At 33.6% G+C, this 17,725-nt stretch carries 20 protein-coding genes; 14 read left to right on the top strand and 6 right to left on the bottom strand.

Annotation, left to right across the window (positions count from 1 at the left end):
- Positions 1 to 262: 262 nt before the first annotated feature.
- Positions 263 to 802 (bottom strand): MogA/MoaB family molybdenum cofactor biosynthesis protein, encoded by a 540-nt coding sequence (locus tag J2T59_RS02915; RefSeq protein WP_259133770.1) that lies wholly within the window; start codon positions 800 to 802, stop codon positions 263 to 265.
- Between J2T59_RS02915 and J2T59_RS02910 the strand changes: the two genes are divergently transcribed.
- The 12 genes from J2T59_RS02910 (at position 802) to J2T59_RS02855 (ending at position 11,036) form a co-directional block, all read left to right on the top strand.
- Positions 802 to 1,947, top strand: coding sequence for a DUF1786 domain-containing protein (locus J2T59_RS02910; protein ID WP_259133768.1), 1,146 nt, complete (start codon positions 802 to 804; stop codon positions 1,945 to 1,947). The genes J2T59_RS02915 and J2T59_RS02910 overlap by 1 nt on opposite strands.
- 169 nt (positions 1,948 to 2,116) lie before the next feature.
- Positions 2,117 to 2,632 (top strand): 50S ribosomal protein L16, encoded by a 516-nt coding sequence (locus J2T59_RS02905; RefSeq protein WP_259133765.1) that lies wholly within the window; start codon positions 2,117 to 2,119, stop codon positions 2,630 to 2,632.
- A gap of 31 nt (positions 2,633 to 2,663) precedes the next feature.
- Complete coding sequence (locus J2T59_RS02900) at positions 2,664 to 3,272, top strand: translation initiation factor IF-2 subunit beta (protein WP_259133761.1); 609 nt, start codon at positions 2,664 to 2,666, stop codon at positions 3,270 to 3,272.
- A 168-nt stretch (positions 3,273 to 3,440) separates the two neighbouring features.
- A complete protein-coding gene (locus tag J2T59_RS02895) occupies positions 3,441 to 4,208 on the top strand; it encodes an RAD55 family ATPase (RefSeq protein ID WP_259133759.1) in 768 nt (255 codons plus the stop codon).
- A gap of 17 nt (positions 4,209 to 4,225) precedes the next feature.
- Positions 4,226 to 5,452 (top strand): radical SAM/SPASM domain-containing protein, encoded by a 1,227-nt coding sequence (locus tag J2T59_RS02890; protein ID WP_259133756.1) that lies wholly within the window; start codon positions 4,226 to 4,228, stop codon positions 5,450 to 5,452.
- A 106-nt stretch (positions 5,453 to 5,558) separates the two neighbouring features.
- A complete protein-coding gene (locus tag J2T59_RS02885; RefSeq protein ID WP_259133753.1) occupies positions 5,559 to 6,869 on the top strand; it encodes a tryptophan--tRNA ligase in 1,311 nt (436 codons plus the stop codon).
- A gap of 28 nt (positions 6,870 to 6,897) precedes the next feature.
- Positions 6,898 to 8,376 carry a phenylalanine--tRNA ligase subunit alpha gene (gene pheS, locus J2T59_RS02880; protein ID WP_259133751.1) on the top strand — a complete coding sequence of 493 codons (1,479 nt, stop codon included), beginning with the start codon at positions 6,898 to 6,900 and terminating at the stop codon, positions 8,374 to 8,376.
- 21 nt (positions 8,377 to 8,397) lie between these two features.
- The gene (gene larE, locus J2T59_RS02875; protein WP_259133748.1) at positions 8,398 to 9,195 is read left to right on the top strand and encodes an ATP-dependent sacrificial sulfur transferase LarE; all 798 of its coding nucleotides are present in this window, start codon (positions 8,398 to 8,400) and stop codon (positions 9,193 to 9,195) included.
- Positions 9,192 to 9,623 (top strand): GNAT family N-acetyltransferase, encoded by a 432-nt coding sequence (locus tag J2T59_RS02870; RefSeq protein WP_259133747.1) that lies wholly within the window; start codon positions 9,192 to 9,194, stop codon positions 9,621 to 9,623. Before larE ends, J2T59_RS02870 begins: the two co-directional genes overlap by 4 nt.
- Positions 9,624 to 9,647: 24 nt before the next feature.
- A complete protein-coding gene (locus J2T59_RS02865; RefSeq protein WP_259133746.1) occupies positions 9,648 to 10,193 on the top strand; it encodes a DUF531 domain-containing protein in 546 nt (181 codons plus the stop codon).
- A gap of 75 nt (positions 10,194 to 10,268) precedes the next feature.
- Positions 10,269 to 10,580: a DUF167 domain-containing protein gene (locus J2T59_RS02860; RefSeq protein WP_259133745.1), complete on the top strand. Its 312-nt coding sequence runs from the start codon at positions 10,269 to 10,271 to the stop codon at positions 10,578 to 10,580.
- 24 nt (positions 10,581 to 10,604) lie between these two features.
- Positions 10,605 to 11,036 carry a toprim domain-containing protein gene (locus J2T59_RS02855; protein WP_310572649.1) on the top strand — a complete coding sequence of 144 codons (432 nt, stop codon included), beginning with the start codon at positions 10,605 to 10,607 and terminating at the stop codon, positions 11,034 to 11,036.
- Positions 11,037 to 11,042: 6 nt separating this feature from the next.
- Here the strand turns inward: J2T59_RS02855 and proB are convergent, their stop codons facing one another.
- From proB to J2T59_RS02830, 5 genes are all read right to left on the bottom strand, one after another.
- A complete protein-coding gene (gene proB, locus J2T59_RS02850) occupies positions 11,043 to 12,170 on the bottom strand; it encodes a glutamate 5-kinase (protein WP_259133744.1) in 1,128 nt (375 codons plus the stop codon).
- A 45-nt stretch (positions 12,171 to 12,215) separates the two neighbouring features.
- Positions 12,216 to 13,553: a glutamate-5-semialdehyde dehydrogenase gene (locus J2T59_RS02845; protein ID WP_259133743.1), complete on the bottom strand. Its 1,338-nt coding sequence runs from the start codon at positions 13,551 to 13,553 to the stop codon at positions 12,216 to 12,218.
- Between the two features lie 194 nt (positions 13,554 to 13,747).
- A complete protein-coding gene (locus J2T59_RS02840) occupies positions 13,748 to 14,110 on the bottom strand; it encodes a DUF356 domain-containing protein (RefSeq protein WP_259133879.1) in 363 nt (120 codons plus the stop codon).
- A 111-nt stretch (positions 14,111 to 14,221) separates the two neighbouring features.
- Entirely contained in the window at positions 14,222 to 15,061 is an 840-nt protein-coding gene (proC, locus tag J2T59_RS02835; protein WP_259133742.1) for a pyrroline-5-carboxylate reductase, read from the bottom strand.
- A 69-nt stretch (positions 15,062 to 15,130) separates the two neighbouring features.
- Positions 15,131 to 15,622: a multiprotein bridging factor aMBF1 gene (locus J2T59_RS02830; protein WP_259133741.1), complete on the bottom strand. Its 492-nt coding sequence runs from the start codon at positions 15,620 to 15,622 to the stop codon at positions 15,131 to 15,133.
- A gap of 85 nt (positions 15,623 to 15,707) precedes the next feature.
- Between J2T59_RS02830 and J2T59_RS02825 the strand changes: the two genes are divergently transcribed.
- Both J2T59_RS02825 and J2T59_RS02820 read left to right on the top strand, forming a co-directional pair.
- Positions 15,708 to 17,009, top strand: a complete 1,302-nt coding sequence (locus J2T59_RS02825; protein WP_374761070.1) for a proteasome-activating nucleotidase — start codon at positions 15,708 to 15,710, stop codon at positions 17,007 to 17,009.
- A gap of 52 nt (positions 17,010 to 17,061) precedes the next feature.
- Complete coding sequence (locus J2T59_RS02820) at positions 17,062 to 17,649, top strand: endonuclease dU (protein WP_259133875.1); 588 nt, start codon at positions 17,062 to 17,064, stop codon at positions 17,647 to 17,649.
- The last annotated feature ends 76 nt before the right edge of the window (positions 17,650 to 17,725 follow it).

Raw genomic sequence — 17,725 nt, 5'->3', positions numbered from 1 at the left:
TAGGATTTGATCAAATACATCAAATATTTTTACTGTATCCCTTTATTACCTTTTATGATAAATATTAACCGTACATGATATTGAATGGCATCATTATAAACTCTTAGAGTATATCTTAGTTAAAATTCATTTTATATATTTCTTCTGTTAAAATGTAACACCTTATCAAGTGACCAGATTTTTGTAAATGTGCATTTTTTATTGACATTTTTCCTGCAATATATGGTTACTTTTAGATTATTACTTAGATTACAAGTCATTCTTAATTTTTTCTAGCATGCTTAATTATGTGGCCAGCTTCTTCTATTATTATTTCAATACCAATTGTACATGCATCTGTTGAACCCGGAATACAGAATATACAGCTTTTATTTGATATCCCTGCCATAGTTCTTGTCATAATTACAGATGTTGATATTTTTTCCAAGCTACGATATCTAAACAGTTCACCAAAGCCTGGCATCTCTTTTTCAATAATTGGTATCACGGCCTCAATCGTAACGTCTTTAGGAGAAAGACCAGTTCCACCAGTTGTAATTACAACATCCACTCCCGAATCTATAAATGATAATATTGCATTTCTAATATCTAAAACAGAGTCTTCTACTAATGAATATTCCATAACGGTTTGATTATTTTTTTTCAAATAGCTAATTAAAAAGCATCCAGATATATCTTCAGCTTCTGAAGGATGAGTTACATCTCCATATTTTTGAAATCTTGAGCTAGATACAGTTACAATACCATAGTTCAGTTTCTCTAATGAGTTTTTCTTATGCTTTTTTGGAGTTGAGTCTTTCATTGAAACTATTTATACAAAAACACCTATATGTATTAAGCGATTCTACTATGAAATTACTAGCTATTGATATTGGTACAGGAACACAAGATATATTATTGTATGATAGCACAAAAGAGGGTGAAAATAACTATAATATGATAGTCCCCTCTCCAACAGTAACTATAGCAAAGAAAATCAAGACAACAACTAATGACAGAAAGAATATACTGTTGACAGGAGATGTTATGGGAGGAGGGCCTTGTGTCAAGGCTATAAAAAATCATCTTGCTTCCAACCTGGAAATTTATTCTACAGTTGATGCAGCTTTTACGATAAAAGATAATATTGAAACTGTAAAAAGTTTAGGCATAAATGTGATTGCTGATAAAGCTGAAATGCCATCTAATGAAAATCTCGTTGAAATTCGAATGAGTGATCTCAACTTAAGTTCATTAGAGTATATCTTAAACGAGTTTGAGTTAGATTTACCAAATAAAATCGCTATCGCTGTCCAGGATCATGGTTATTCTCCAGACATCAGTAATAGAATATTTAGATTCAAGCACCTAAAAGAAGGTATAGAAAAAGATGGTAGTATTTTGAATTTCACTTATACTCATACATCAATTCCTAGTTATCTCAATCGAATGAAAGCCGTTTCAAGAGTAACTTATGATTATGAAGCTGTTTTCATGGATACAGGTATTGCAGCAATTTTTGGTGCTATACTTGACCCAATGCCCACACAACCATGTATTGTCATCAATGTCGGGAATGGACATACATTAGTTGCTTTAGTCAACAATCAAAAAATTATAGGGATTTTTGAACATCATACATCTTCCATCCAATGGAATGAGTTTAAAAACAAACTTATCAGGTTTGCAGATAATGAATTAAGTTTTGATGAAATATATGAAGAGGGTGGTCATGGATGCTATGTAAAAGAGAAAGTTGGGTTTGACAATATATGCAGTATAGTGATAACTGGGCCCAAACGTTATGATATATTACAAACGGACTTAATTAATCATGACAAGAATAACAAGATGAAAGTATACTTTGCTACTCCCATGGGCAATATGATGCTTTCAGGGTGTTATGGGTTAGTTGATGCATTTAACAAAATAACGAAAAATAAAAAATCCAGTGGAAAAAACTTATAAATAACTAAGTATTTAGAAAATCTAGTTCAAGAGTAGAATTGAGGTATCAACAACTTAAAATAGAAGTATTCTGTTGTAACTACTCACTTCTTTAATATAAATCATCAATATGACAAATCATTCAATCCTAAATTTGTTGTCTAATCTAAATTTCCAGGAGGTTTAATCTATGGTCAGAAAACCAGCAAGTATGTATAGAAATGTAACTCAAAGATCATTTACACGTAGAGAGTATATGGGTGGTGTTCCCGGAAGTCATATAATTCATTATGATATGGGAAACAAGTCTGCAGAATTTCCAATTAAATTATCTTTGATTTCAGATGAGAGATGCCAAATAAGGCACACAGCATTAGAGGCTGCACGTATTACTGCAAATAGACTACTTATGAAGTCTGGACGATCTTCTTACCATTTAAAGTTAAGAGTTTATCCTCACGAAGTACTAAGAGAAAACAAACAAGCTACTGGTGCAGGTGCTGACCGTGTATCCAGTGGTATGAGAGAATCTTATGGGAAAAATGTAGGAACGGCTGCCAGAGTTTCAGCTGGACAAAAGGTATTCACTGTTGCAGTAAATAAAGAAAACTTTTTAACAGCCAAGAAGGCATTAAGACGTGCTGGATACAAATTGCCTACACCTGTTCGTATAGTAGTTGATAAAGGGCATAAGCTAGTCCAGTAAGATTAATTAATGATAGGCAGGGTGAAAAAATATGGAAGACTACGAAAAATTACTGAACCGTGCATTAGAAAACCTGCCGGATGTAGAAACTACTGATGAAAGATTTGTCATACCAGAACCTAGAATATTCATTGAGGGTAAGACAACAGTCCTTGATAATTTCACTAACATAATTAGTGTATTAAACAGGGAAGCTGACCATCTGATGAAATATTTAACTCGTGAGCTTGGTACAGCTGGAAAAGTTGAGGGTAGCAGAGCTATATTCCAAGGGCGTTTCCCAAAAGAGCTGATTAAAGCAAACATTGAATCTTACGTGGAAGAATACGTTATCTGTTCTGAGTGTAGTAGACCTGACACACAGTTAGATAAGGTTGAACGTGTGATGGTACTCAAATGTCTTGCATGTGGTGCACATCGTCCTGTTAAGAAAAGAAAAGCTATTACCGACGTAGCCAAAGATGCAATTGAAGAAGGTAAAGAGTACGAAGTCAAGATTGAAGCTGTGGGTTCAAAGGGTGATGGTATAGCAAAAATGGGTAAATTCACAATATTTGTTCCAGGTACAAGCCAAGGCCAAGTACTGAAAATAAAAATTAAAAGAATAAGCGGGAATCTAGCTTTTGCTGAAAAGGTATAAGCACTTAATAATTACATAAAACATTTCATTATAGCATGATCTTAATCATCAGCTAAATGAAATATCCATTTTTCTTTTTTGTTTACTTATATTAAAGTTTATAAAGTTTCAAATAAATCTCATAGTATACTACATTCAACATTTAAAAAAAAGAATGAAATTGATAATATGACCCGACGTGTGCCAAGCTCTATACCAGGCCTTGATGAAATGATTGAGGGAGGGTTCATAGAAAACGATGTTATACTTTTAACTGGACCCCCAGGTGCCGGAAAATCAACCTTTGGGATTCAGTATCTATACAAGGGTGTAACTGAGTATAATGAACCTGGAGTTTATGTAACTCTTGAAGAATCACCTGCAAGGATTATGAGAAATATGTGGAGACATGGATGGGATTTAGAACGGGCTGTTAAAGAAAACAAGCTTCGTATAATCAGATCAAATCCTATCTTGTACAGTAAATACATTAAAGAAAAGCAAAAGACATTAAGTACTACTGCAGAAGTAGCCACAATCGAGCATTTATTAAAAGAAATCTATTCCAATATTAAAGAAATTGGTGCAAAAAGGCTATTTATTGACTCTTTGACTTCACTCAAAATATCTTCTGACCCCGTTAGCGTTAGACATGTTATATTGGAATTCATACGGAATGTAGAAAATATGGATTGTACTACACTAATTACAAGTGAGATTCAACAACATAATGCAAATTTTAATGTAGAAGAGTATCTTTGCGAGGGTGTTATTAAGATGCATGTATTTAGAGTAAGTGGAAATCGTAACCGTGCAATTGAAATTCTGAAGATGAGAGGTGTCAAACATAAAGAAACAATTCACCCTTATAACATCGTTGATGACGGAATAGTCGTATATCCCTCGGAGTCGGTGATTGGAGATGAGTGTGACACAACTGATTTTATAAGTTTTTGAATGGTAGTGAATATTTTATGTCAAATAAAAACGAATCCAATTATTTAAAGCATGATGAGGCGGGTGGTTTGGAGATACTGTCAGTTCCGGGTGCACAGTTCAAGCTCACCACAGATAATATTGACTATAAATTACATGTAGAAGGTCATCTTAAATATTTATGTCAGCCTTTTGTTGATCGAATAAATTCTAGACTTAAAGGAGAAAAGCCAGCAAAGGTTACTAAAGATGGCATTATTGCATCAACGTGGTTACCGCCTATACCTAGCAATGTGTTTAATAGATTAATACGTGCAGAATTTAAAACCGCTCTTGGAAATTATGTTCCTGAAACTGTTTCTTTTGAGATAACAAGAGATTGTAAATGCAACTGTGAGCATTGTGTTGTAAGTGGAGGAGAGGGAGAAATAGATATTAAAAAAATTAAAAGTACTATTGATGAAGCACTAGATATGGGCTGTTTCATTATAACATTCACTGAAGGTGATCCTCTACTGCGAGATGAAATCTTTGAGCTTATTGATTACGTAGATAAAGACCGTGCAATTGTTAACATCTTTACTCCAGGAACTGAGATCAATTTAGATACGGCAAAAAGACTGAAGGATGCGGGACTTCATAATTTGTTAGTTAGTTTATATTCAACCGAACCAAGTAAACATGATTCTGTCAGGAAACTTGAAGGAGCTTTTGACAGTGCTGTATCTGCGATAAAGTATGGATTAGAAGCAGGGCTGCTTGTTACCGTCACAACTCATGTATCTCCCTCAAATATCAATGAACTTGATGAAATGTACAAGTTTGTATCTGATCTTGGCGCCCATGAATTCTCGTTGTGGGAGTCAGTTCCTAAGAAAAAAGGTGATCCCATTCTATCAGATAATGACAGGGAAAGGATCTTGAACTTTTACAATGAAATAAATACTACAGAAACAGGACCACGTATATTTTCTAATACATACTTTGAAGGACAAATGTTAGGATGTTTAGCTGGGCAGAGATGGTTGCATGTTTGTGTTGATGGTTCTGTAAAGCCCTGTCCCTATTTACCATTCCAATTTGGAAATATCGAAAATAAGAGTTTAAAGCAGATTTGGAAAAATATAAGAACATTTTCAGAGTTTCACGGGAAAAAAGATAGATGTTTGATGCATACACCTGAATTTATTGAACTTGTTGATTCTATACCAACTGAGGCGCCTATTCCTTATGATTTTGAAGCTATAAAAAATAGAAAAGATTAATAAGTTATGTCTTGTTTCTATTGAAGCGTAAGCCTTAGGTTAGAACTTTATTAAGTAAAGATAGCTCCCTATTGTAAAGCGTCTTAAGTGAAAAGAGAGATTACAGATGAACAATGAAATTAATCCATGGGGTTCAACTGATATTCAAGATTATTCCAAGCTTTTTCAAGATTTTGGAATATCGCCATTCGAAGATTTAATTCCTACAGTTCCTAAGCCTAACAAGTATATTAGAAGAAATATCATTTTTGGACATAGAGGATATGGAAAAATTATTGAAGCAATTCAGAACAATGAGCCATTTGCAGTGATGAGCGGATTTATGCCAAGTGGTCATGTTCATTTAGGCCATAAGATGGTAATGGATCAAATTATTTGGCATCAGAAAATGGGAGGTGATGCTTTTGTAGGAATTGCTGATAGAGAGGCTTATTCTGTAAGAGGGAGCAGCTGGGAGATGTGTAAAGAAATTGGTATTAATGAATATATTCTTAGTTTAATAGCACTTGGTTTCAAACCAGATGGGCACATTTACTTCCAATCAGAATCAGATAAGATTATGAATTTGGCTTTTGAACTAGGTGTTAAAGTTAATTTTTCTGAAATGGGTTCAATTTATGGTTTTAGTGGTAATACCAACATATCTCATACAATTAGTGCATTGTGCCAAAGTGCAGATATTTTAAATCCACAAGTAGAAGATAATAGTGGACCAAAACCCACTGTTATCCCTGTTGGAGCTGATCAAGATCCTCATATTAGATTAACAAGAGGTTTAGCAAACAAGATGAACCTTTTTAGAATTGAAAAAAGAGCTGATAAGTCAAATATACCTTATTATAGTGTTAGAGGTAAATCAGCTCCAAATGAAGCTTTATTAGCTATTAAACAAAGGTTCGACAATAATGCACAACTTTTCGAAGGTCATGTCGATATTTATGAGTTCGATGATTATGAAAAAATAGCTCAGGTTGTTCGTGAAGTAGAGCTGAAATATGGCGGATATGCATTTATGCCACCTGTATCTACTTATCATCGTTTTATGACCGGACTCCAGGGAGGAAAAATGTCGAGTAGCTCCCCTGAAAGTTATATCGCTTTAACTGATAACCCAAAAGATGCAGCAAAAAAAATAATGAGATCTAAAACTGGTGGTAGAATAAGTTCTACGGAGCAAAGGGAATTAGGTGGAGTGCCTGAAAATTGTTCTATTTTCGAGATAATGTTGTTCCATCTTGTTGAAGATGATAAGGAGCTTAAAAGGATTCATCAAGAGTGTAAAAATGGTGAACTTTTATGTGGTCATTGTAAAAAATATGCTGCTGAAATTATGAATCAGTTTTTAACTAGTCACCAAATTGAAAGGGAAAATGCGAAGAGTTTATTAGAAGAATATGGAATTAGTTATAAAAACTGACTATCTTATGTAATGGTAGGTATTTAGTATGAACTTGAATTATAACCTCACTACTCATGAAAAAAAAGTTTTACTTTCATTCAATGATAAGCATAAATTAACTCCAACTGAGCTCGCCGAAAAAACAAATCTAAAAGTTGAAGCTGCAATACATGCTTCTTTTTTGCTTGAAGAAAAGGGTTATTTGAGTGTAGTCGATAATATTACAAAACAATATTATTTAACAAAAGAAGGAGAGAACTACGCTGAGAATGGACTTCCTGAAAGAAGAATTATAGATTCTATTGATGAGCCCGTTTCCATGGAAGAATTGAAAAATAAATATTCACCTCAACTAGTTGGAATCGCTACAGGTTGGTTATTAAAAAAAGGCTGGGCCAAGATTAATGATGGAAAAGTTATTCCTCAATCTAAAGCAGAGAAAGGTTATGATGAGTTTTTGCTCGAAAAACTAAAAAGCCAATCCATTGATTATAAAGAAGCTGAATCAAACAAAGAAGTTTTAAAGGATTTGATCAAAAGAAAACTTGTCTATGAAGAAGAAGATAAAAGTAGAATTGTTCAAATAACTGATTCTGGTCTAGCATTATTGGAAGAAGGTATTGATCTGGAAGAAGAAATTACTCAGATTACTGCTGATCTTTTAAAAAGTGGAGAATGGAAAAATAAAAAAATTAGACCTTATGATATTAAAAAACCAGCAAAAAAAACATTTGCTGCTAAAATTCATCCTTATCAGCGTTTACTGAACCAAATGAGAAGTATTTTCTTAGAGATGGGATTTACTGAAATTAAAGGAGATGTTATACAAAGCTCCTTTTGGAACTTTGATACATTGTTTCAACCCCAGGACCATCCAGCTAGAGAAATGCAGGATACTTTTCATTTAAGTTCTAGAAGTGAATTGCCTGATAAATATAAGCGCCATGTGGCTGCAATGCATGAGCATGGAGGAGATAGTGAATCTACAGGATGGGGTGGAACATGGAGTGAAGAAATTGCTTCAAGGAATGTGCTCAGAACACATACAACGGCAATCACTATCAAATATTTAGCTGATAACCCTGATCCACCAGTAAAAGCTTTTTGTATAGATCGAGCTTATCGAAGAGAAACGATTGATCCCACGCATACACCAGAGTTTGAGCAACTTGAGGGAGTTGTAATGGATAAAAATATGTCTTTTGCTAATCTTCTAGGCTGTCTTTCTGAATTTTATCATAGAATGGGGTTCGAAAATGTTAGATTTAGACCAGGATACTTCCCCTATACAGAACCTAGTGTTGAACCTGAGGTTTACATTGAAGGTATGGGATGGGTTGAATTAGGGGGAGCTGGGATTTTTAGAAAAGAAGTTACTGAACCCTTAGGAATAAAAGAGCCTGTCCTAGCATGGGGTCTTGGTGTTAGTCGAGTTGCAATGTTAAAACTTGGCTTGAAAGATTTAAGAGAATTGTATAGATCAGACATTAGTTGGTTAAGAGACTCTGAGATTTTCAAATTCTAAATAGGTATACTCTATTCACATATGATTCAACAAAAAATAGCACGGATTGCAAATTCTTTTGCAGATAAAAAGGTTCTTATTGCTTTTTCTGGTGGAATTGATAGTTCAGTACTGGCTCATATAGCTTACGATAAATTAAAAGATGATGCAACAGCAATAACTGTCGACTCAATTTTTTTACCCAGACGTGAAATTGAAAATTGTGAACTTGTTTCTAAAGAAATAGGTATTAAACATGTCATCCTTCCTGCTGACCTTGAAAACAAAAATGATGTTTTATCAAACAATAAATTCAGGTGTTATTACTGCAAAAAGGTTATTATTGAAAAACTAAGGGATTTTGCAAGCAGGAATAATTATGATATGGTTGTAGAAGGAACTAACTGCTCTGATCTAAAGGATTATAGACCAGGGATAAAAGCAGTTCATGAAAATAAAGATATTTTACATTCACCTTTCATCACTTTTGGGATTTATAAAGATGATATTAGAGAGATTGCTTCATACCTAAATCTTTCAAATCGCAATAAGCCTTCTGAAAGTTGTTTAGCTACTAGAATACCATTTAATACCCGCATTACAAAAAAAGACTTGCACAAAATTGAAGAGGCTGAAGATTTTTTATACCAATTTGATTTTGTCTCTGTTCGAGTCAGGTTACACAATAGCATTGCAAGGATTGAAATAAGTCCAAATGAATTTAACAAGCTTTTGATTAATCGGCAGAGTATTATTCAGTATTTTCATAAAATTGGACTCAATCATATAACATTGGATATTCAAGGGTTTAGAAGTGGAAGCATGATTGAAACTGAATGAATTTAAATGAATTAAACATAAGGTGCTGTGATGAGAGTGACAGGAGTTCAATAGTTAGATTAGTTTCTACATACTTTTTGAACATTGAAGATATACCAATTGAAGACTTCTTCCTTGCTGAAAGTAACAGCTCTGTAATCGGTTGTATTGCACTCATATTCAATCCATTCCCAGAAATACATACCATCGCTATAGCGCCAAATCATAGAGGGAAAGGTATTGGAAGACAATTGATAAATTATGTTTTAGAGCAAACACCGAAAGAACATAAGTACATTTATGCGAAAACGTATGATAATGCTTTCTTTTCAAGGGTTGGATTTGAAGAAGTTGATTTAAACTATAAAAAAGTGCTTTGGAGAAAATGTGCTAGTTGTTGTTTATTTAATAAATGTACTAAAAAAGTTTTCAGGTATTCTCTTAAATGATATATTTATTCTTAAGGTAAAAATATGTTAACAATTGGATTAGTCAATACTTATGATAAAATAAAGGTATTAGATGCACATTATCGTGCTATTGCTAGGTCTGCACCAATATGCTATGCTTACGGTTACAATTTAGCACTTTTTAACTTCCCTTTTGATTTAAATGTTGATGAATTAACTAAAATTATCACCGAGAAAACAACTATAGGGGACTCGGGAAAATATTTAGATCTATTAAATTGTGAAAAGCGTGTCACTAACTTGCCGTTACCCAAAAAAGGATTTCAATCGCATTTAGGTGCTCCTGTAGTTACCACATCAAAGCCTGATAAAAAATTTCAGATTAATTCTTGTCAGCTAGTAGAAGAAATCATGAATAACAAATCGTTTTTGATATTAATTGGACTTGGTAGAAAAGGTCTACCAAAAAGCATATTAAGATTTTCTAAATATCATTTAGACATAACAGGAAACGGCGTTTCATTAGAAACTTGTACCGCAATTGGTGCAATACCTTCTACTATACATACAATTATGAATACAAAATATGAATATAGCAATCTCTTTTAGAATAAGATTTATGGCAATTGATTTTAGTACCTAGAAAAGATGTAATAAACGATTCATTCAATAACTATAGATAATATGGAGCTGGAAGAAGCAATTAAGGACATAGATGATGGAATTCTTTTAAAATTAGAAATCATTCCTGGTTCAAAGGAAAATCATGTCCCTTACGCTTACAATTCTTGGAGAAAAACGATCCAAGTTAAAATAACTGAAGAGCCAAAGTGTGGCAAGGCTAATTTGCAATTAATTGATGTTCTGGCATCTTTTTTTGGAGTAAAGCAAAATAAGATCGAAATAATAAAAGGATTAAAAAATCACAGAAAAACTATAAAAATTAAAGATATTTCATATAATAGTGTAATTAAAAAACTTATTGATGCACTATAATAAATGATTTGAGTAATGTAGGGGATCACACTGGTAAGCTTAAATGACTATAAAGTAAAACTCGATAAGGTTGAAAAAGTATTAGAAGAACTTGAAGAAAAAGCTGCATTAGGTGACATTATCATTGTTGAAGGTAAAAGAGATGTTGCTTCACTGAAAAAATTAGGCATCAATGGAAATATTAAAACTCCTAATAGCAGATCACTACTTAATTTCATTGAAGGTGTCGAGAGAGAACAAAGAAATGTTGTTATTTTAACTGATTGGGATAATGCAGGTGAGGAGCTAGCAATAAAAATGGCAAAGTACTTAGAGCACTCATCTATTGATGTTGATACAAATATCAGATTAAGATTAAAATCTCTAGTGAAAAAAGAAATAAAAGATATTGAGAGTATATATTCATATGTTAAAAAATTAGAGAGTATAACTAATACAAATTTTAAAAGCTATTAAGTAAGATCAATTGATAATACCAATATTTTCCTGTTTTATTACATGATTGTAGTTCTTGTAGCCTAATACCTCCACTATTTTGTCTGTGTGAAGGCCTTTAATGAGATCAAGTTCATCTGAGCTATAATCTGTGATACCTTTTGCAAACAAATAACCATCACATTCAATTTCTATTATATCTCCTCTTTCGAAATTTCCTGTCACATCTACAACACCTGATGGTAGCAAGCTCATCTTCTTTTCAATTGCATTTTTTGCACCATGGTCAACAACAATTTTCCCAGATGACTTGGAAAGTATAATCCATCTAATTCTATTTTTATGTACATCTTCTTTTGTCAAAAACAATGTACCGATTTGTTCACCGTCCAAGATTTTTAATATTACATTTTCTATTGCACTGTTAGCAATGACCATAAAGCATCCAGTCATGTTGCATATTTTTGCAGCTTCAATCTTAGTTCTCATACCTCCAGTACCCTTGGTGCTTGAAGGGTTGCCTCCAAAACTTTCGATTTCAGGAGTTATTTCCTCTACAGTGGACAATAATTTAGCATCCGGATTTCGTTTTGGGTTTTTATCATAAAGTCCATCTATATCTGATAACATAATCAATAAATCTGCCTCTATTTTACTTGCAACCATTGCTGAAAGTTTATCATTGTCACCAAATGTAGCTTCAATCTCATGAACACAAGTAGGATCATTCTCATTAATTATTGGTATAACTCCATAGCTTAAAAGAGTAGATATACTATTCCTTAAATTTAAGTAGGTCAGTCTGCTTGAAAATGAATCATATGATAACAATATCTGCGCAACATCCAAGTCATAGTCATCAAAAGCTTTTCTCCATTCCTGCATAAGCACACTTTGTCCAACTGCTGCAGCTGCTTGTCTAATAGGTATTTCCCTAGGCCTATAACCTAGTTTTAACATTTCAATTCCAACTCCAATAGAGCCCGAACTAACAATTATAACTTGTTTGTTCAATTTCTGAAGTTGAGATATCTGGTAAGCTACATTTTTCATAAACTCAATATTTAACTTACCATCATCACTTGTAATTGAAGATGTACCTACCTTAACAACTATCTTCTCTACTTTGCCAAGGAATTTATTTCTATAAGTCAAAAACAGTTTCCTCTCAGCCTATAATTTGTTCATAGTGAATCATTATTAGATGTTAAACTCTTTTAGTACATTCTTATGAGTGTATTTTTTGCAACCATCATCTTCAAAATCTGCCACTGTATCTCCATCGCCAACAAGTACATATTTATAAATAGCCAAACCTTCCATACCAACTGGACCTCTTGCATGGATTTTATTTGTACTTATTCCAACTTCTGCTCCTTTACCATACCTATATCCATCTGCAAACCTTGTGGACGCATTAATAATAGTACTTGATGAATCAACCAAACTCACAAATCTTCTCTTGTTATCATTGTCCTCTGTTACAATCGAGTCTGTATGGTGAGATCCGTGGGTGTTAATATGACTAACAGCTTCATCTAAAGAATCAATTACTTTTATAGAGAGAATTAAATCATTGTATTCAGTCTTCCAATCTTTTTCCTCAACTCTTTTCAGATTTAATCCTTGTATATCTTTAGCAATATCATAAGATCTGTCGTCGCATCTAATCTCAACATTTGCTGTTTTATACATCTCTACCATCTTAGGTAAAAATTTAGGTGCTATATGCTTATTAACCAGCAATGTTTCCATTGCATTGCAAACAGCTGGATATTGGACTTTCGAATCGAAACATACCTTATATGCTTTATCTAAATCTGCCATTTCATCCACATATACATGGCAAACTCCATCTGCATGGCCTAGTACTGGAATTCGAGTGTTGTCTTGTATAAACTTAACAAACTCGTTTGAACCACGTGGTATGACCAAGTCGATATAATCATCCTCACTTAGCAAATCCATTACTTCTTCTCTTGACTCTAATAAATTAAAGCATTCAGCTGGCACTTTGCTTGAACGTTCTATTGCCTCTATCAAGATATCAAAAATTATTTTGTTTGAGTGAATGGCTTCACTGCCACCTTTGAAGACAATTGAATTACCACTTTTTAAGCACAATGACATTATTTGTGGAACAACATCGGGCCTTGATTCAAATACAACACCAATTAATCCAATTGGGCAGCTTACCTTATACAAAAATGTGCCTTTTGCAATTTCAATAGATTCTAAAGTCTTTCCAGTTGGATCTTCAAGGTCTACAACATCTAGAATCCCTGCAATCATCCCATCTATTTTATTATCATCAACTTTCAACCTATCAACTAATGCCTGGGAAATGAGACCATCATTTTTTAATTTCATTGCATTATCTATATCTTGGGCATTCGCTTGAATTATTGATGATCTTTTTGCATCTAATGCTTTTGCCATTGATTCAAGCGCTTTGTTTTTCTCATCGGCATTCATACTCGCCAGTACAATAGCCGCTTTACTGGCAGCTTTTACTTTAGTGTTTAAATCTGAGGTCATTGTAGTGACACCTGCATTAGTTAATAAAATTATGTTATTTGATGAAAACTCTTCCCACATATAGTTATCGATTTAAATAAACTTTAAGGTTAAAAGTAGATGGAAGATGAAGCTTTACCTGATTTGAAAAAGAATTATTCGTATATATGCCAAATAGGATTTCTATACTAGTTAATTAGAAAGGATAAAGATGCTCAAGCTTTCCTTTCCAGAGAGGATAAATCAATATTAAATTCAGGATAGTCGTTCAAGTTATTTAGCAAATCATTAAATGCCTCGTGTCTGGGGCTAACAACCACAATATGTGCAGGTGGGTGAATCTTCCTCAATTTGTTTATCACCACTCCAGCGTTATTTCCTAATTCAACTACTGCTGCTGCAATACAATTGCTTTTTAGTGGAACACCCATCACACTTACTAATAAATTATCCGCATCCTCGGGTACCATGTTCCTTGGTGTAGATCTAAAGCTGATTTTCCCGTGATGTTGCATGTCATGGAGTGCAATTTTAACTTTGTCTAGATTATCCCCACGTACTACTGCAAATGATGTTATTTTGCTCAGCCCCTATTACTATTGAAGTAAGTTTACTAACCTTATGTATTATATTGCTTATTGAATATAAGTAGGTTGCTATTTTTCCTAAAGGTCAATCCAGTATACATTTTATTTACCAAGCTCCTTAGATCTTCGCGCACTTGTTATCACTGCATCCATGAAAGCGAATCTGACTTTATTTTCTTCCAATTTTTGTAGTCCTCTTATAGTAGTTCCTCCAGGAGATGTAACCATATCTTTTAATTCACCTGGATGCTTTTTAGTGGTCATCATCAATTGTGCAGCACCAAGTACTGTTTGTGTAGCAAGTTTTAATGCATTTTCTCTATCAAGACCTTCGTGCACTGCCCCATCAGCCATAGCCTCTATTATTGGGAATATAAACGCGGGCCCACTTCCTGAAAGACCAGTCACTGCATCCATATTTTTCTCAGATGTTATTATGGAACTCCCAACTGAGTCAAATATTCCAGCTGCATATTTGAGATCTTCCTCATTTGCATTTTTTCCTGCACAGATTGCAGCTGCTCCTTCGGAAACAGTAACAGCAATATTTGGCATAACTCTTATCACTTTTGATCCACGGGCTAATTCATCTTCTATAAGAGCAGTAGTCACACCAGCTGCAATTGAAATCACTAATTTTTTGTCATTAATAGCAGGTTTTATTTCTTCAAGTACCGGTTTAAGAGCTTGGGGTTTTATAGCAAGTACAATTATATCTGCCCATAAAGATACTTTTTTGTTGTCTATATCCGTGTTGATTCCTAATTCATCACCCATATTTTGAAGATTTGGATGATATTTATCACTTGCACAGATGTTTTGAGCCGGAATTAGATTTGAGTTGACAATACCCTTTATAAGTGCTTCTCCCATCTTCCCTGCACCTAAAAATGCTATTTTTTTACTTTTAAAATCAATATTTATATCAATATCAGCTGCCATGGTCCACCTTCCAAGAAAAAACTAAAGTTAGAATATGTAAATGATTTATCTTATACATGAAATATTATTTTATTTTTTTTTTATTTTTACAATGTCACCTAGTGTTGTCCCTTTATCGAAACCATCGCCACTCCAGTCTTCAGTATCGATTTTTTCTGTTAGTTCAATATTAAGTGTTCTTTCTATTTTTTTCAATACACTTTCTTCAGGAGTTATATCTCCACGTTCTATTTTTTTTATAAGCGATTCTTTTTCTTTTATTTTAAATGCAAGTTCTTCTTGCGTAAGGTTATTTTTTTCTCTCGCCTCTCGTAGAATTTCATTGTAATCTTCAACAAGTTCTTCCTTTATATCTCTCAGAATATTATTAGAAGGTTTTTGAGGTCTTTTTTTAGGAGTGTGTTGTTGCATAACGGGCGATATTTTTTTTGAAACTGGTGATCTTTTATCATGCGCTTTCCCATATTGGGCACATTTCGAACAAGCATCTAGCTCTGAGCCTTCAACAATAACTTTTATTGGTTTATCTCTTATTTCAGCACCGCATATTTCACATTGCATGGTTTACCAACTCTTCAGAAAAATAAAATAATTTTTCTTCGAAAGGGCTATATTTGATTAAGAACTTAAATAATATTCGGAACTTATGAGGGAAAGTACAAGTAGTAACATAGAAAACTGTAAAGAGTACAAGATGCCAGATCTCAACAAGATTGGAAAAGAATATCTAGAGGATGATACAGACGAAGACTTCTGTAAATATCTACTAGATCGCATGAAACAGCTAGAATCAAGGGCTAACTATCTGAAAGAACAATGCGATCAATTAGAGTCTGAGAAAAAAATTATAGAAAATGAGAAACTCCGTTATGAGCGTGAAGTAAGAAAAATGCAAGCTGAGATTGATAGGCTGAAAAAATCTCCACTTGTTGTAGGTACATTGATCAGCTTTGTTGATGATGATAGGGTATTGATTAAAAGTAGTACAGGTCCAGAGTTTATAGTTGGCGTTTCAAAGTACCTTGAAAACAATACTTTAAAGCCTGGTTCAAAAGTTGCACTTAATCAAAATTCTCTTGCAATTGTTGATATTATACCAACTATTGAAGATCCCGAAGTATTTGCAATGCAGTTTGTTGAAAAAATCGATGACAGAGGTTTAGATTACTCTGATATTGGTGGGCTTGAGAAGCAGATACAAGAAATTGTTGAGTCTGTTGAGGTAGCGTTAAGCAAACCTGAATTATTTGATGAAGTTGGCATCTCCCCCCCTAGAGGAGTTCTCTTATACGGTGAACCGGGCACGGGTAAAACCCTTCTTGCAAAAGCAGTTGCTAATAGAACTGATGCAACATTCCTGAGAGTAGTAGGTTCAGAACTTGTTCAGAAATATATCGGAGATGGATCTAAACTAGTAAGAGAAATTTTTGAAACTGCTAGAAAAAAGGCTCCAAGTATCATATTTATTGATGAACTTGATGCTATTGCTGCCAAAAGACTTGATGATACTACAGGCGCTGATAGGGAAGTACAAAGGACTTTAATGCAATTACTAGCAGAAATGGATGGTTTTTATGACAGAGGAAACGTTAAAATAATTGCTGCAACAAACCGACCTGATGTACTTGATCCTGCTATATTAAGACCTGGAAGATTTGATAGAGTTGTTTGTGTACCATTACCTGATATCGATGGCCGAAAAGCTATTTTAAAGATTCATACCAAAAAAATGAAACTGTCAGAAAATATTAATTTTACCGAAATTGCATCCAGAACTGAAGGAGCAAGTGGTGCGGATTTGAGTGCTATTGTAATGGAGGCAGGTATGTTCGCTGTTCGTGCGGAGAGAGGATATGTTACAATGAATGATTTTGTTAATGCCATCGATAAAGTAATGACTAATCTAAAAGTTCCTAATATCGGGAATTCTGAGTCTATGTTTGTTTAATTAAAATTGAATTTATTAGTATTAGAAACTAGCATTAAGTGCTAATTTGAGGATAAGCCATTTGCACATAAAATCAGAAATAAGAATTCTTGGCATAGATGACTCTGCTCTAATAGATCAAAAAATAACAATAATTGGTGCATTTTTTAGAGGTGGACTTTGGTTAGATGGGGTTTTAAGTTCAAAAATAACTCGTGATGGAATGGATGCAACACATGTTATCATAAGTATGATTAAATCAAGTAAACATTATGGTCAAATTAGAGCATTGATTCTTGATGGTATCACTTATGCAGGATTTAACCCTGTTGATATCGTAGCAATTTATCAGGAAACTAAGCTTCCTGTAATTGTATATATGAGAAAGTACCCAGATTTTAAGAAGATCAAACTGGCTTTGAATCATTTTTCAGATGGAAATGAAAGATATAAAATAATTGAAAAAGCCGGTATTGTCTCGCCAATATGTGTAAATGAATCAAGTCCTGAAATATTCATTCAACGGACTGGAATTTCATTAAATGATGCAAAAGATATTATTCAATTAACTTCAACTCGTGGTAATGTACCGGAGCCACTAAGAGTAGCTCATTTGATTGCTACTGGAATTGTTTGTGGGGAATCAAGAGGAAAAAGTTGAAACATGTTATTTGTTAAAATTTTTTCCTTAATAAAGTGTTTAAAACTTTAATTTTCTTAATAGATAAGAGAGGTTG

Source organism: Methanosalsum natronophilum (assembly GCF_024808815.1).
GTDB classification, from domain to species: domain Archaea; phylum Halobacteriota; class Methanosarcinia; order Methanosarcinales; family Methanosarcinaceae; genus Methanosalsum; species Methanosalsum natronophilum.
The sequence above is the reverse complement of the archived record's forward strand: the minus strand, read 5'-3'. Positions and strand labels throughout refer to the sequence as shown.

What these genes read in the sequence shown, in the direction of transcription:
- J2T59_RS02915 (WP_259133770.1), bottom strand. Translation starts at nt 802, where the DNA reads ATGAAAGACTCAACTCCAAAAAAGCATAAGAAAAACTCATTAGAGAAA.
- J2T59_RS02905 (WP_259133765.1), top strand. Translation starts at nt 2,117, where the DNA reads ATGGTCAGAAAACCAGCAAGTATGTATAGAAATGTAACTCAAAGATCA.
- J2T59_RS02900 (WP_259133761.1), top strand. Translation starts at nt 2,664, where the DNA reads ATGGAAGACTACGAAAAATTACTGAACCGTGCATTAGAAAACCTGCCG.
- J2T59_RS02895 (WP_259133759.1), top strand. Translation starts at nt 3,441, where the DNA reads ATGACCCGACGTGTGCCAAGCTCTATACCAGGCCTTGATGAAATGATT.
- J2T59_RS02890 (WP_259133756.1), top strand. Translation starts at nt 4,226, where the DNA reads ATGTCAAATAAAAACGAATCCAATTATTTAAAGCATGATGAGGCGGGT.
- J2T59_RS02885 (WP_259133753.1), top strand. Translation starts at nt 5,559, where the DNA reads ATGAACAATGAAATTAATCCATGGGGTTCAACTGATATTCAAGATTAT.
- pheS (WP_259133751.1), top strand. Translation starts at nt 6,898, where the DNA reads ATGAACTTGAATTATAACCTCACTACTCATGAAAAAAAAGTTTTACTT.
- larE (WP_259133748.1), top strand. Translation starts at nt 8,398, where the DNA reads ATGATTCAACAAAAAATAGCACGGATTGCAAATTCTTTTGCAGATAAA.
- J2T59_RS02870 (WP_259133747.1), top strand. Translation starts at nt 9,192, where the DNA reads ATGAATTTAAATGAATTAAACATAAGGTGCTGTGATGAGAGTGACAGG.
- J2T59_RS02865 (WP_259133746.1), top strand. Translation starts at nt 9,648, where the DNA reads ATGTTAACAATTGGATTAGTCAATACTTATGATAAAATAAAGGTATTA.
- J2T59_RS02860 (WP_259133745.1), top strand. Translation starts at nt 10,269, where the DNA reads ATGGAGCTGGAAGAAGCAATTAAGGACATAGATGATGGAATTCTTTTA.
- J2T59_RS02845 (WP_259133743.1), bottom strand. Translation starts at nt 13,553, where the DNA reads ATGACCTCAGATTTAAACACTAAAGTAAAAGCTGCCAGTAAAGCGGCT.
- proC (WP_259133742.1), bottom strand. Translation starts at nt 15,061, where the DNA reads ATGGCAGCTGATATTGATATAAATATTGATTTTAAAAGTAAAAAAATA.
- J2T59_RS02830 (WP_259133741.1), bottom strand. Translation starts at nt 15,622, where the DNA reads ATGCAATGTGAAATATGCGGTGCTGAAATAAGAGATAAACCAATAAAA.
- J2T59_RS02825 (WP_374761070.1), top strand. Translation starts at nt 15,708, where the DNA reads ATGAGGGAAAGTACAAGTAGTAACATAGAAAACTGTAAAGAGTACAAG.